A 13,134-nucleotide genomic window follows, 5' to 3' on the forward strand; every position below is an offset into this window, starting at 1 on the left:
CTGACTCACAGAAATGCCCCCGCTTCGGCGGGGGCATTTCCGCGTCCGGGCACGTCTCGGCCGCAATCCGACGTCATCCGATATCGCGTGTCACCCGTGCGCGCGTACGCTGAGTGAGTTCCACCCGATCACCGCGCCCCACAGCATCAGCGCGAACCGCACCCCAGGAGGGTCCCGCCCATGTCCCGTCGTCTCATCGCCGTCACCGCCCTCGTCCTCACCGCCGCCGCACTCACGGCCTGCAGCGGCGCGACCGCACCCGAGAAGACCGGCGCGTCCGATGACAGCGGCTCGGCATCCGACTTCGGCCTCGTCGCCGACGGCACCCTCACGGTCGCGACCGAGGGCACCTACCGCCCGTTCAGCTTCCACGCAGACGGAGGCACGGGCGACCTGACCGGCTACGACGTCGAGATCATCGAGGCGGTCGCCGAAAAGCTCGACCTCGAGGTCAAGTTCCAGGAGACGCAGTGGGATGCGATCTTCGCCGGCCTCGACGCCGGGCGCTTCGACGTCATCGCGAACCAGGTGACCATCAACGACGAGCGCGAGGCGGAGTACCTCTTCAGCACGCCGTACACCGTTTCGCCGGGCGTGATCGTCGTCGCCGAGGATGACGACTCGATCACGTCCTTCGACGACCTCAAGGGCAAGAAGACCGCGCAGTCGCTCACGAGCAACTGGAACGAACTCGCCACCGAGTCCGGCGCCACCGTCGAGCCCGTCGAAGGGTGGGCTCAGGCTGTCACCCTCCTCAAGCAGGGGCGCGTCGACGCCACCATCAACGACAAGCTCACCTTCCTCGACTACGAGACGACCGACGGTCCCACTGGACTGAAGATCGCCGCCGAGACCGAGGAAGCCGGTCAGCAGGCGTTCGTGTTCACGAAGGACAAGCAGGCCCTCGTCGACGCCGTGGATGCCGCGCTCGAGGAGCTGCGCGCCGACGGCACCCTGGCCGAGATCAGCGACAAGTACTTCGGCGCCGACGTCACCGAGTAGCCCGTGGAGCCCTGGGAGCTGTTCCTCACGTCGATCGGGCCGATCGCCCTCGCGGGGCTGGTCGGGACCATCCCGCTGGCGTTGAGCTCGTTCGCGCTGGGCCTGGTGATCGCGCTCGGGATCGCGCTGATGCGCATCTCGACGCGCTCGGTCGTCTCGGGGATCGCACGCGTCTACATCTCGATCATCCGCGGCACGCCGTTGCTCGTGCAGCTGTTCGTGATCTTCTACGGCTTGCCCTCGATCGGGGTCACCATCGACCCCTGGCCGTGCGCGATCATCGCCTTCTCATTGAATGTGGGCGGCTACGCGGCCGAGGTGATCAGGGCATCGATCCTCTCGGTTCCCCAGGGACAGTGGGAGGCGGCATACACGGTCGGGATGGGGCGCACCCGCACGCTGACGCGAGTCATCCTGCCGCAGGCGGCGCGGGTATCCGTGCCGCCGCTGTCGAACACGTTCATCTCTCTGGTGAAGGACACCTCGCTCGCATCGCTGATCCTGGTGACCGAGCTGTTCAAGGTGTCGCAGCAGATCGCGGCGTCGACCTACCAGTTCATGGTGATCTATCTGACGGCCGCGCTCGTGTACTGGGTGTTCTGCCTGGTGCTGTCGACGGGTCAGAGCGCTCTGGAGAAGAGATTGGACAGCCGTGTCGCGAATTGAACCAGCCGAGGCGCTGCTCACGGCCCGCGGCCTGCACAAGAGTTTCGGTGACAACGAGGTGCTGCGCGGCATCGACCTCACGCTGCATCGCGGAGAGGTCGTGGTCCTCATCGGACCCAGCGGCTCGGGAAAGACCACGGTGCTGCGTTCGCTGAACGGGCTCGAACGGCCGGATGCCGGCACCATCGCCGTGCACGACGGCCCCGACATCGACTTCGCCTCGCGCCCGGATGCGAAGCAGCGCTTCGCACTGCGAGACCGCTCCGCGATGGTGTTCCAGCACCACAACTTGTTCCCGCACCTCACCGTGCTGGAGAACGTGATCGAAGGCCCGTGGCGGGTGCACGGTCGCCCGAAAGACGAGGTCGTCGCCGAGGCGCAGGCACTGCTCGCTCGCGTCGGCCTGGCCGACAAGGAGAACGCGCGGCCGCATCAGCTCTCCGGCGGTCAGCAGCAGCGGGTCGGCATCGTCCGTGCGCTCGCGCTCAAGCCTGACCTGCTGCTCTTCGATGAGCCGACCAGTGCCCTCGACCCCGAACTCGTCGGCGAAGTGCTCCTCGTCATCAAGGAGCTCGCCGATGAGGGCTGGACGATGGCGGTCGTCACGCACGAACTGAGCTTCGCCAGGGAGGCGGCCGACCACGTGCTGTTCCTGGATGCCGGAGTCGTCGTCGAGGAGGGGCCGCCGGAGAAGCTGTTCAGCGCTCCGCAGCACGAGCGTACCCAGCGGTTCCTCACCCGGATCATGCGTCCACTCGACGGCGCGTGACCTCGCCTCGCGCCGAGCGCGTCAGGGGTGCAGCACGGGCAGGACGAGACTGATCGCCAGGGCGATCATGATCACAGCGATGATCGCGTCGAGCATGCGCCACGAGCGCGGGGTACGCAGCCACCGGCCGAGATAACGGGCGCCGAAGCCCAGCGCGGTGAACCAGAGGATGCTGGCGGCGACGGCGCCGGCGGCGAACAGCCAGCGGTTCTCGCCGTGTGTGGCCGAGATCGAGCCCAGCATGAGTACCGTGTCGAGGTAGACGTGCGGGTTGAGCCAGGTCAGCGCGAGCACCGTGAGGATGACCGGGGCCAGGGCGGTGCGCGTGGCGGTACGTGTGGCGGTGGCCGTGCCGCCGGATGCCGCGGGCGCCGCATCGGAGGAGTCGCCGGCTTCCGCCCGCAGTGCGTCGTCTCCACCTTTCCAGGCTCGTCGTGCAGCGAGCAGGCCGTAGCCGAGCAGGAACAGCGCCCCCGCCCAGCGGGCGACGACGACGAGCCAGGGTGCGGTCGCGATGACGAAGCCGAGGCCGGCGACGCCCGCGATGATGAGCACGGCATCCGACACCGCGCAGATCGCGACGACGGCCAGCACGTGCTCGCGACGGATCCCCTGGCGCAGCACGAAGACGTTCTGCGCGCCGATCGCGACGATCAGGGAGAGGCCGAGGCCGAGGCCGGCGAGGAGGGAGAGCATGCTTCCACGGTAGGAGCAAGGAGAGAACAGCACCAGCGAAGATTCCTACTGCAGCATTAGCATGGCTTATGTGAGGATCGATCCGGAGCTCGCTGCCACTGTGGCGGCCGTCGTGGACGAGGGAACACTCGACGCGGCCGCTCGCCGACTGCAGATCACGCCGTCGGCGGTGAGTCAGCGGCTCAAGACGCTGGAGCAGCAGCTCGGACGCGTCCTCGTCGTGCGCTCGAAGCCGGCTCGGCTGACCGAGGCGGGGGAGGCGGTGGTGCGCCTGGCCCGCCAGATCGCCCTGCTGGAGCGCGATGCGCTCGCCGGCATGGATGCCGAGGGCGGAAAGCAGCGCATCAGCATTCCGCTCGCCGTCAACGCCGACTCGATGGCGACCTGGTTCCTGCCGCCGCTCGCACGCCTCGCCGACCGCCATGATCTCGACTTCGACCTGCATCGCGATGATCAGAACTTCACGGCCAGGCTGCTGGAATCCGGCACCGTGATGGCCGCCGTGACCAGTGAAGAGACGCCGGTGGCCGGATGCTCGGTGTCGCCGCTCGGCGTGCTGGAGTATCGGGCGATGGCGACGAAGACCTTCGCCGATCGGTGGTTCCGCGGCGGGGTGACGCCGGACGCTCTCGCCACCGCCCCTTTCGTCGATTTCGACCGCCGCGACACCCTGCAGCACGAATGGCTCCAGGCTCAGGGCGTGTCGCACCAGGGCGTTCCACGGCACTACGTGCCGGCATCGCACGATTACGCGCTCGCTGTGGCGCTGGGGCTCGGATGGGGAATGCTGCCGCTGCCCCAGCAGCCGGACGGGCTGGTCGCCCTCGGCGGGCCGACACTGCGCGTGAAGCTGTTCTGGCAGCAGTGGAACCTGCGCTCGGAGCTCCTGGAGACCGTTGCGGCCGAGGTCGCGGCAGAGGCGCGCCGGGTCCTCCCCGGGTCGCCGGCGGCGGTCTAGGCCGGGCGGTCCGGTGTCGCTCCGGTCGCGAGCGCGTGCAGCAGGCGGGTGAGACTGTCGATGTCGCGCAGACTCCATTCCTCGAGAGTCTTCATGAGCATCCCCTCCTGCGGCAGTCGGGCGGCGGCCAGTCGCTCGGTGCCGAGCGGTGTGGCGCGCAGGAGGAATGAACGACCGTCACTGGGATCCGTGGAGCGCTCGATCAGCCCGAGTTCCTCGAGCTCGCGGACCATGCGGCTGGCCTGGCTCTTGTCCACCAGCATCCGCTCGGCAAGGGTTGATACCGTCACCTGCTCGCAGCGCGCGATCGTGGTGAGCGTCTTGTAGGCGCCGGGGAGCATGCCGGGGCTCACGCGATTGGCGTTCTCCATGAGGATCCGCCGGATGTGGGTGATCAGTTCGCTGAACTCCGCCTCGAGTGCGCGGACCGCGACGGCCCGCGCCTCGGAGGATTCGCCACCGACGGTGGACTCAGCCGCGGACATCGCCGACCCCGCCATCGCGCTTCTCGCCCGATCCATCGCCACGCCTCGCACCGGATGCTGCGACGACTGTGACGCTGCCGGTCGGCGCGCCGGACATCGCTGTCGCGTCGGCGAGTGCCACCTCGGCGGCATCCTCGACGACGTGCTCTGCGGCATCCGCCTCCGCCCGCTCGCTGGTGGTCATCTTCGTGAGCGGCACGTTCGGCAGGAACAGGATCGCGATGAGGCTCAGCAAGGCGAGCGGCACGCCGATGAGGAAGGCCTGCGAGATGCCCTGGGCGTAGAAGTCCTCGACGATGACGCGCACCGAATCGGGCAGCAGGCGCACCTCGGGAAGGGTGCCGCTGGCGAGTTCCGCAGCGACCGCCGCCCCCTGTTCGCCGAGCCCGGCGATCGCCGTCGCGAGCCGCTCCTTGCCGTCTGCGAAAAGCGTGGTGATGGTGTTCGCCACCACAGCTCCCATCACCGAGACCCCGATCGTGCCGCCGAGGCTGCGGAAGAAGGTGACGCCGGAGCTGGCGACTCCCATCTCGGCGGGCTTGGCCGTGTTCTGCACGATGAGCACGAGGTTCTGCATCGTCATCCCGAGGCCGGCGCCGGTAAGGAACATGTACACGGAGACGAGCACGAAGTTCGTGTCGTAGTGCAGCGTCGACAGCAGCGCGGTGCCCGCGAGCAGCAGTACGGCGCCGAGGATCAGGTAGCCCTTCCAGCGCCCGTAGCGGGTGACGAGCTGTCCGATCAGCATCGATGCGATGAGGAGCCCCGCCATCATCGGCAGCGTCATCAGGCCGGCCTCGGTGGGAGAGGCGCCGCGGGAGAGCTGCATGTACTGGGCGAGGTACACCGAGGTGCCGAACATCGAGATGCCGATGGAGATCGAGGCGAGCACGGACAGGGTGAACGTGCGGTTGCGGAAGAGGGAGAGCGGGATCAGCGGCTCGCGCACCTTCAACTCGACGATGATGAACGCGACGGTGGCGACGACGACCCCGCCGAGCATCAGGATCGTCTCGGTGCCCCACCAGTCGAAGTTCGACCCGGCGTTGGTGATCCAGATGAGCAGCAGCGACACGGCCGTGGACAGCAGCACGATGCCGGCGTAGTCGATAGAGACCTTGCGGGCCTGCTGAGCGGTGATGTGCAGCGTCTTCTGAAGCAGGATCAGGGCGGCGACCGCGAAGGGCAGCGCGACGAAGAAGTTCCAGCGCCAGCCTGCCGTGTCGGTGATCCAGCCTCCGAGCAGCGGACCGCCGACGGTCGCGACCGCCATCACGGCACCGAAGAGTCCCATGTAGCGACCGCGCTCGCGCGGGCTGATGATGTCGGCCATGATCACCTGGCTGAGCGCGGCCAGGCCACCCGCGCCGAGACCCTGCACGGCGCGGAAGGCGATGAGCGTGCCGGTGTCCTGCGCGAAGCCGGCAGCAGCCGTCGCGACGACGAAGAGCACGAGGGCGATCTGGATGAGCAGCTTGCGGTTGAAGAGGTCGGCGAGCTTGCCCCAGATCGGGGTGGAGATCGCCGTGGTCAGCAGCGTCGCGGTGATCACCCAGGTGTAGGCGGCCTGGTCGCCGCCGAGGTCGTGAACGATGACCGGCATCGACGTGGAGACGACGGTGGCCGCGATCATCGAGACGAACATGCCGAGCAGGAGGCCGGTGAGGGCCTCGAGCACCTGGCGGTGCGTCATCCGAACGGGGGAGTCGGTGGTCATGGGCGACCTTTCGCAGTGGAGTGTGGATGCTGCGACAGCACTGGCGCGCACGAGAAAGTTGACGAAGATCAACTATACGTCAACTGGTTGAGTCTCGTCAACTATCTCCGAGTGGTCGGGCGGCCGGGCGACGAGGTGTCGGCATCCGGAGCGCGCAGTACCCGATCGTGACTTTGCCCCGTTGTGGTTGCGGCGGCGTTCAACGATGATGAGTGAAACGCAAGATGTCGGCCGCTGGGGAAGGTCGCGAAGGCATTCGCGCGCACAACCCAAATCCCTGAGGGGGGAAGACTGACATGGCAACGAAGGCAAATCAGCGCAAGGTTCTGGCGATTCTGGCGGGCGGGCTCGTGCTCGGCGTCGGTGCGGCAGTGACACTCGCGGCCTGGAACGACTCCGAATTCGCGACCGGCACGTTCACCGCCGGCGCGTTCGATCTGGAAGGTTCGACGACGTCCGCATCCGCGGGCTATGCGAGCCACAACACAGGGGCGACCCCGCCCGAAACCGCTGCAACGCTCGTCTTCCAGCTGCCTGCGGTGGCGAGCAACATGGCCCCTGGCCAGACGGTCTACGCGCCGTTCTGGGTGCGACTCGCCGCCGACACGACGACGGACGCGACGCTCGACGCGGCCGGTGTGACCGCGTCGCCGGATGCCTCCTCGAACGCGGAGAACCTGTCGTACACGGTGTACTCGATCGACGCGGCAGCGACCTGCGATGCGGCGGGCATCGCCGGAGCAGACGTCGTGGCATCGGGAGCGACACTGAGCGCGTTCACGGCGGGAGTCACCGAGAACCTTGCGAACGGCGCACCGGTGACCGACGCAGGCGCCCCCGTGCAGCTCTGCTTCGAGGTCACGGCGGGAGCCGGACTGACGCAGGGTGAAGCCGCCACGGCGACGTGGCAGTTCACGGCGACCTCGACGAGCTGATCGCGTGTCGACCCGCAAAGGCATGCGGGAGGCGAGGCGGCTGCGCTCCCGCCGGATACGGGCCGTTCTCGCGAGCGGGCTCGTCTTCGGCGTGGGCGCCGCCATGACCCTCGCGGCCTGGAACGACTCAGAGCACACGACTGCGAACTTCACGGCCGGGCGCTTCGGGATCGTCGGTGCGACCGACGGGGTGGCGTTCAGTGAGCATCCGACCGCACCCGGAGCCACGCTGCCGTTTCAGTTGTCGGCGACCGCTGCGGCGATGACCCCGGGCGCGACGGTGTACGCGCTGTTCAGCGTGCGCACGATCAACCCCTCCGTGGCCGGATCGGTGCAGCTCAAGGCCGGGGCCGGCAACGGTGCGGGTCTCGGTGCACACCTCACCTACAGTGTGCGAACCATCACCCAGACCACGTGCAATGCGGCCAACTTCGGCACGGGCACGGCGGTCGCGGGTCTGCCCGTGAACGCCACGCTGGTGACGGGGGCGACGAGTTCCCAGGCTCTCACCGCGAATGCGGGGGCCCAGGTCAACTACTGCTTCGAGGTCACGCTGCCCGCGGCGGCCCCCAATACGGCTCAGGGGCTCACGCTCACCGCCACGTGGGAGTTCGCCGCGACGGCGTCGTGACGAGCGGAGGAGCGATGGAGGAGGAGATGACGACGCCGAGCAGCCGGCGCGAACTGCGTGAGCGCTCGCGCGATGCCGACGGCGGGTCGCCGCCTCTCCAGGCCGGTCGGACGCGCACGGCCGTCGGGCGGACGCTCGCCGACATCCTGCTGTGGGTCGCCGCGGCGGGTGGAGCGGTGTGCATCGTGCTGGTGATCCTCGCCATCACCTCGAACATCACTCTGATGATGTTCCGTACCGGCTCGATGTCGCCGACCATTCCGGCCGGATCGGTCGCCGTCGTGCAGCGGATACCAGCATCCGAGATCGCGGTCGGCGACATCGTCACAGTCGATCGCGACCCCGAGCTGCCCGTCACCCACCGGGTGACGTCTGTGGCGCCGGGGGAGACGGATGCCGCTCGGATCATCACGATGCGAGGAGATGCCAACGCCCAGGACGATCCGTTCCCCTACGCGGTGGACGAGGTTCGCATCGTCCGCGCCGCCATTCCCGGCGTCGCCTCCTTCGTCGTCGCCCTGGGGAACCCCTTCGTGCTCGGCGGCATCACCGTCGCTGCCGCGTTGCTCGTGGGCTGGGCGTTCTGGCCCCGCGAATCGCACCGCCCCCGCCGGACTGTGGAGGAACCGCGAAGCGACGGGAGCGGTCCATGAGGGGGCGCTGCGCCGCGGCCGTCGCCGCGCTCGCCGGGTGCGTCGCGTTCGCCGTGCTCGGCACGTTCTCGGCGCCGGCGTGGGCCGCATCCGCGACGGAGGTCGTGCAGGGGCAGTACCTGCGTCTCGTCTCGGTCGCCGATTGGGAGGCGGCCTCGCGCATGATGCCCGGTCAGGAGGTGCGGTGGGACGTCGAAGTGAGTGCGGATGCGCCCGATCCGGGAAAGATCGCGATCGGAATGAGCGCCGCCGGTGCCGCACCGCTCACTGTCGATGTGTCGATCTGCGCGGTGGCGTGGGAAGAGACGGGGTGCCCCGTCGGTGCGACTGCGCTGGAGACGGCATGGGAGATTCCGCGGGACGGCATCACGACGGCGCTCCTCGACATCGCGGCCACCGACACCGCCTACCTCCGTCTGGAGATCTCGTTGGGCGCGGCGGCGGAGGGCGAGGGAGCGACGATGCGCGTGCACGCCGACGGTGCCGGTGAGTCGGTCGCCGTCGGACCCGGTGGTGAGCTGCCGGCCACGGGCATGTCTCCCGCCGTGCCGTGGATCCTGGGCGGGGGAGTGGTGCTTCTGCTGGTCGGCGGCGCCTTGCTGTTCGCTCGGCGACGAGGTCGTGGTGACGGCGACGAGGGGGCGGGTCGATGAATGCGTCGTCGCGTCACCGCATGCTCGCGGGGGTCATCGGAGCCATCCTGCTCGTCGGGATCGGCATCGCCCCCTCGGCTCAGGTCACGGACGCGGCCTTCACCGATTCGGAGCACACGACGGCGACGCTCACCGCGGCCACACTGCAGACCCCGGTCGTCACCAGCTGCACGGTGACGAGCTTCCTCGGCACCTTCACCGGGTTCACGATCGTGTGGACTTCGCCGTACGTCAAGGCGAACGAGCGACTGTCGATCAACAATGTGACGGTCGATCCGGCCAACGTCACCCAGAGCGGCGCTGGGCCCTACACGTACACGTCGACGATCTCGTCCGGGCTGCTCAACACCATTCTCGGGAGCCTGCTCGGCTCGACCAACACCGTGAGGGTGCAGGCGATCGCCGGAACCTCATGGGTGTCTCCGGCTGCCACGAAGACGCTCTCGGTCGGCGGGCTGCTCGGGCTCGGCGGCAACAACACCTGTACGTGAGGCGTACCGTCAGTCAGCGAGGGCGAGCGCGCGGAAGGCGTCGCGCTCGCGGAGTTCTGCGCGACGGCTGGCGGCGGCATCCACCGGCCGTGCAGGCGCCTGCTGCCCCGTGGTGCGGCGGTACAGCTCGTCGATGAGGTCGGTGGCGAGCCCGACGAGCTTCGCGATCTCACGGTCGTCGCGGTCGATCCAGACGCACTTCGGCTCTTCGTGGATCGGTGAGAAGTCGACGTGCTCCTCCCACACGAACAGCGTCCGTTCGGCGCCGAGCACGTGCTGCTGCCACCAGATCTGCCGCAGATAGGTGCGGGGGATGCCGCGCCACGCCTTGTTGGTGGTCTTGATTTCGGCGAGCTGCACGCGGCCGGCGGCATCCACCGCGACGCCGTCGGGGGTGGCGAGGTGCCGGTGCTCGACCTCGGCGCGGAACAGGGCGGACGAGGGCAGGATGCCGTGGGTCGCGGCGACCCAGCTGGCGATCTCCGGTTCCCGACGACGGCCGTGGTCGGTATAGGCGTTGCCGCCGAAGCGCGGACCGCCGCCGAGCTTGGCATCCGCTGCCCGGACGATCGACTTGTCTCCGGTGAGACCGGCAACGTCGGTCGCCGTGATGCCGCGCGATCGCGCGCGCATCCACGCCACCCGATCGCGGGAGTCCGCGACGATACGCGCAGCGAGTTCCGGGGTCACCTCTCGAGACTATCCCGGCCCGCCGACGTCACGTCTCCTCCCACGCCGCCGCGCTGCCGCTCCGCCCTCATCCGAACGGAACGGTCACCGAGACCCACACTTCTCGCCGAGACCCACGTCCATATGACGGGGTCTCGACGAGAAGGGTGGGTCTCGACGAGGGAGGCCACCAGGGCTTCAGTAATCCTGCACAGCACAGCGTCGGTGCCGGTCTTCCACACCTCGTGCGTTCGCACCCGGACCGCGCCGCGTGAATGCCACAGGATGAGGGATGCCAAGAAACATCACCATCTCGGAGGGCCGCGAGTTGCTGCTCACGCGTGCGCAGCTGCGCGAAAGTGGTCGTTCTGAGCGTGAGATCCGGATGCTGGTCGCGACGAGCGGTCTCGTGCGTGTTCGGCGCGGCTGGTATGTCGACGGTGAAGCATGGCGTGACCTGTGGAACGAGGGGCGCCATCTGCTCCAGGTCATCGCGACCCATCTCAGCTCCGACCTCCCCGGGCCGGTGTTCATGCTTTCTTCAGCCGGCGTTCTCCGTGGGCTGCCGTTGTATCGGCTGGCGCCGAAGCATGTCCACGTCGCGCTCGGCGGAGCGAGCCATTCCAAGACCCGCTTCGGGGTCGTTCATCACGATGTTCAACTGGCTCGGCGAGATGTCGATGAGGTCGAGGGCATCCGCTGCACGTCTTTGGATCGCACCGTCCTCGATCTAGCGTGCACGATGTCCGAGGAGGCAGCCGTGTCCTGCGCGGATGCGGCGTTGCGCCGGCTGGCCGTCGTCGGCCATGTGCAGAACGAAGATCTCGCCGATGAGTGGCGTCTCGCACTCGGGGAACGGGCCGACCAGGTGAGCGTGCGCGGGATTCGACGGGCGCGAAGGGTGATCGAGTTCGCTGATGGGCGTGCACAGCTTCCCGGGGAGAGCGTGAGCCGATTGCAATTGCACAGGCTTGGGTTCAGGAGCGTGCCGTTGCAGACTCGGGTGGTCGGCCCGAACGGCGAGGACTACTGGCTGGACTTCGCCTTCCCCAGCGCGCGTCGCTTCGGGGAGTTCGACGGGAAGCGGAAGTATTTCGACGCCGATTTGCGCGGCGGACGATCCGTGGGAGAAGCGGTCCTCGACGAGAAGTACAGGGAGGATGCCGTTCGCGGTGTCACGGGCTGGGGCTTCGCCCGCTGGGGCTCCGAGCACATCGAGACGGCGGAGCAGCTGGGGCGGCGGCTCCGCGCCTTCGGCATCCGTCCGCCCGGATGACTTGTCGCCCCCTTGGCCGGCGCCGATACCCACACTTCTCGCCGAAACCCACGTCTACATGACGGGGTCTCGGCGAGAAGTGTGGGTCTCGGCGAGATCCGACCGGAGTCCGGCGAATCAGCGCGGTGAGTCCGGATGCGGAGCATCCAACCCCGCCGGAGCATCCCACCCCGCAGGAGCATCCCACCCCGCAGGGCCCGGGGAGCCCGCGACGTACTTGTCGAGGGGCACGTCGCCGTTCTTCCAGGCCTGCAGGATCGGTTCGACGATCCGCCAGCTCTCCTCGGCGGCGTCTCCGCGCACCGCGAGCATCGGGTCGCCGTCGAGAACACCGGAGAGCACCTCGGCGTACGCCTTCAGCGCTCCTTCGCCGAGGTCGGCGGAGAGCGTGGCGCGCTCCAGCTCGAACGGATCATCGGCGCCGTTGACGTTCAACTCGAGGGAGATCCGATCGGGACCGAGCGAGAAGCGCAGCACCGCGCCCTCGGCCGAGCCGGTGAGACCGATCGGAACGTGCCGAACCGGACGGAAGCGCACGACGATCTCCCGCGCGGGGTCTCCGATCGCCTTGCCGGAACGAAGGGTGAAGGGCACGCCTGCCCAGCGCGCGTTGCGCACTTCGAACGTCACTTCGGCGAGCGTCTCCGTGCGGCGAGCTGGATCGACGCCGGGCTCGTCGACGTAAGACGGCTTGTCCGTGCCCGCGACGGTGCCGGCGGTGTACCTGGCGCGTCGCGATGAGGACGTGGGGTCATCGCCCCAGACCGATGTCGCTCGCAGCACGGCACTGGTCGCCGCACGGAAGTCCACCTCGTCGAGGGTGGCCGGCTCCTCCATGGCGAGCACCGCCAGCACCTGCAGGAGGTGGCTCTGGATCATGTCGACCATGGCGCCGGCCGAGTCGTAGTACCCGGCGCGCCCCTCCAGCCCCAGCTGCTCGTCGTAGACGATGTCGACCGACTCGATGCTCTCCGCAGACCAGAGCGGTTCGAGCACGCGATTGGCGAATCGGGCGCCGAGCAGATTCAGCGTCGTGGATCGGCCGAGGAAGTGGTCCACGCGGAACACCTGGCTCTCGGCGACCAGACCGGCGAGCGTCCGGTTCAGGAGCCGGGCGCTCTCCTCGTCGGTGCCGAACGGCTTCTCCAGAACGAGCACCGCACCCTCGGGGAGCATCTCCGCGGTGAGGGCCTCGAAGGCGGCCGTGGTGACGCTGGGCGGCACGGCGAAGTACAGTGCGACCTGGCCCGAGCACTCGCCCAGCAACGCGTTCAGATCGTCGGCGCGGGTAATGTCGGTGCGACGGTAGGACGCATCCACGCGGGATGCCGCCCCCTCCGCCTCCACGGTTGCGAACGCCGTGCGCACGAGCTCGTCGAGTTCACGATCGGTCCAGTCTTCGCGGTCGGCGCCGATCAGCCGCACCCGGCGCGACGGCTCGTGCACGAGCAGCTGGCCGAGTGCCGGAAGCAGGAGGCGGGAGGTGAGGTCACCGGAGGCCCCGAAGATCACCAGCGTGGTCGCATCGGTCAT

The 13,134-nt window shown here is 68.5% G+C and carries 15 protein-coding genes; 10 read left to right on the forward strand and 5 right to left on the reverse strand.

Going from position 1 to position 13,134, the window contains the following annotated elements; genetic code table 11:
- Nucleotides 1–180: 180 nt before the first annotated feature.
- The 3 genes from MRBLWO13_RS09950 to MRBLWO13_RS09960 are packed head-to-tail and all read left to right on the forward strand — an operon-like array spanning nucleotide 181 to nucleotide 2,437.
- The gene (locus MRBLWO13_RS09950; RefSeq protein ID WP_341973818.1) at nucleotides 181–1,002 is read left to right on the forward strand and encodes an amino acid ABC transporter substrate-binding protein; all 822 of its coding nucleotides are present in this window, start codon (nucleotides 181–183) and stop codon (nucleotides 1,000–1,002) included.
- 3 nt (nucleotides 1,003–1,005) lie between these two features.
- Nucleotides 1,006–1,668, forward strand: a complete 663-nt coding sequence (locus tag MRBLWO13_RS09955; RefSeq protein WP_341973819.1) for an amino acid ABC transporter permease — start codon at nucleotides 1,006–1,008, stop codon at nucleotides 1,666–1,668.
- Complete coding sequence (locus tag MRBLWO13_RS09960) at nucleotides 1,655–2,437, forward strand: amino acid ABC transporter ATP-binding protein (RefSeq protein WP_341973820.1); 783 nt, start codon at nucleotides 1,655–1,657, stop codon at nucleotides 2,435–2,437. The genes MRBLWO13_RS09955 and MRBLWO13_RS09960 overlap by 14 nt, the downstream gene beginning before the upstream one ends.
- Nucleotides 2,438–2,458: 21 nt before the next feature.
- Here the strand turns inward: MRBLWO13_RS09960 and MRBLWO13_RS09965 are convergent, their stop codons facing one another.
- Nucleotides 2,459–3,133, reverse strand: a complete 675-nt coding sequence (locus MRBLWO13_RS09965; RefSeq protein ID WP_341973821.1) for a LysE/ArgO family amino acid transporter — start codon at nucleotides 3,131–3,133, stop codon at nucleotides 2,459–2,461.
- A gap of 70 nt (nucleotides 3,134–3,203) precedes the next feature.
- Between MRBLWO13_RS09965 and MRBLWO13_RS09970 the strand changes: the two genes are divergently transcribed.
- A complete protein-coding gene (locus tag MRBLWO13_RS09970; protein WP_341973822.1) occupies nucleotides 3,204–4,091 on the forward strand; it encodes a LysR family transcriptional regulator ArgP in 888 nt (295 codons plus the stop codon).
- On the opposite strand, the gene MRBLWO13_RS09975 is transcribed toward MRBLWO13_RS09970, so the two are convergent.
- Both MRBLWO13_RS09975 and MRBLWO13_RS09980 read right to left on the reverse strand, forming a co-directional pair.
- Nucleotides 4,088–4,576 (reverse strand): MarR family transcriptional regulator, encoded by a 489-nt coding sequence (locus MRBLWO13_RS09975; protein ID WP_341973823.1) that lies wholly within the window; start codon nucleotides 4,574–4,576, stop codon nucleotides 4,088–4,090. The genes MRBLWO13_RS09970 and MRBLWO13_RS09975 overlap by 4 nt on opposite strands.
- Nucleotides 4,563–6,293 (reverse strand): MDR family MFS transporter, encoded by a 1,731-nt coding sequence (locus MRBLWO13_RS09980; protein ID WP_341973824.1) that lies wholly within the window; start codon nucleotides 6,291–6,293, stop codon nucleotides 4,563–4,565. The genes MRBLWO13_RS09975 and MRBLWO13_RS09980 overlap by 14 nt, the downstream gene beginning before the upstream one ends.
- Nucleotides 6,294–6,589: 296 nt before the next feature.
- Here MRBLWO13_RS09980 and MRBLWO13_RS09985 point away from each other — a divergent pair, with 296 nt between their 5' ends.
- From MRBLWO13_RS09985 to MRBLWO13_RS10005, 5 genes are read left to right on the forward strand one after another with little or no spacing between them, the layout of a single operon-like run.
- A complete protein-coding gene (locus MRBLWO13_RS09985; protein WP_341973825.1) occupies nucleotides 6,590–7,228 on the forward strand; it encodes a SipW-dependent-type signal peptide-containing protein in 639 nt (212 codons plus the stop codon).
- A 4-nt stretch (nucleotides 7,229–7,232) separates the two neighbouring features.
- A complete protein-coding gene (locus tag MRBLWO13_RS09990) occupies nucleotides 7,233–7,859 on the forward strand; it encodes a SipW-dependent-type signal peptide-containing protein (RefSeq protein WP_341973826.1) in 627 nt (208 codons plus the stop codon).
- A gap of 26 nt (nucleotides 7,860–7,885) precedes the next feature.
- Nucleotides 7,886–8,512, forward strand: coding sequence for a signal peptidase I (locus tag MRBLWO13_RS09995; protein ID WP_341973827.1), 627 nt, complete (start codon nucleotides 7,886–7,888; stop codon nucleotides 8,510–8,512).
- Nucleotides 8,509–9,165 (forward strand): LPXTG cell wall anchor domain-containing protein, encoded by a 657-nt coding sequence (locus tag MRBLWO13_RS10000; protein ID WP_341973828.1) that lies wholly within the window; start codon nucleotides 8,509–8,511, stop codon nucleotides 9,163–9,165. Before MRBLWO13_RS09995 ends, MRBLWO13_RS10000 begins: the two co-directional genes overlap by 4 nt.
- A complete protein-coding gene (locus MRBLWO13_RS10005; RefSeq protein ID WP_341973829.1) occupies nucleotides 9,162–9,656 on the forward strand; it encodes a hypothetical protein in 495 nt (164 codons plus the stop codon). The genes MRBLWO13_RS10000 and MRBLWO13_RS10005 overlap by 4 nt, the downstream gene beginning before the upstream one ends.
- A 9-nt stretch (nucleotides 9,657–9,665) precedes the next feature.
- On the opposite strand, the gene MRBLWO13_RS10010 is transcribed toward MRBLWO13_RS10005, so the two are convergent.
- Entirely contained in the window at nucleotides 9,666–10,346 is a 681-nt protein-coding gene (locus tag MRBLWO13_RS10010) for a YqaJ viral recombinase family protein (protein WP_341973830.1), read from the reverse strand.
- Between the two features lie 271 nt (nucleotides 10,347–10,617).
- Here MRBLWO13_RS10010 and MRBLWO13_RS10015 point away from each other — a divergent pair, with 271 nt between their 5' ends.
- Nucleotides 10,618–11,601 (forward strand): hypothetical protein, encoded by a 984-nt coding sequence (locus MRBLWO13_RS10015; RefSeq protein WP_341973831.1) that lies wholly within the window; start codon nucleotides 10,618–10,620, stop codon nucleotides 11,599–11,601.
- Between the two features lie 117 nt (nucleotides 11,602–11,718).
- Here the strand turns inward: MRBLWO13_RS10015 and MRBLWO13_RS10020 are convergent, their stop codons facing one another.
- Nucleotides 11,719–13,134 carry a glucose-6-phosphate dehydrogenase gene (locus MRBLWO13_RS10020; RefSeq protein ID WP_341973832.1) on the reverse strand — a complete coding sequence of 472 codons (1,416 nt, stop codon included), beginning with the start codon at nucleotides 13,132–13,134 and terminating at the stop codon, nucleotides 11,719–11,721.

This window comes from Microbacterium sp. LWO13-1.2 (genome assembly GCF_038397725.1).
Taxonomy (GTDB): domain Bacteria; phylum Actinomycetota; class Actinomycetes; order Actinomycetales; family Microbacteriaceae; genus Microbacterium.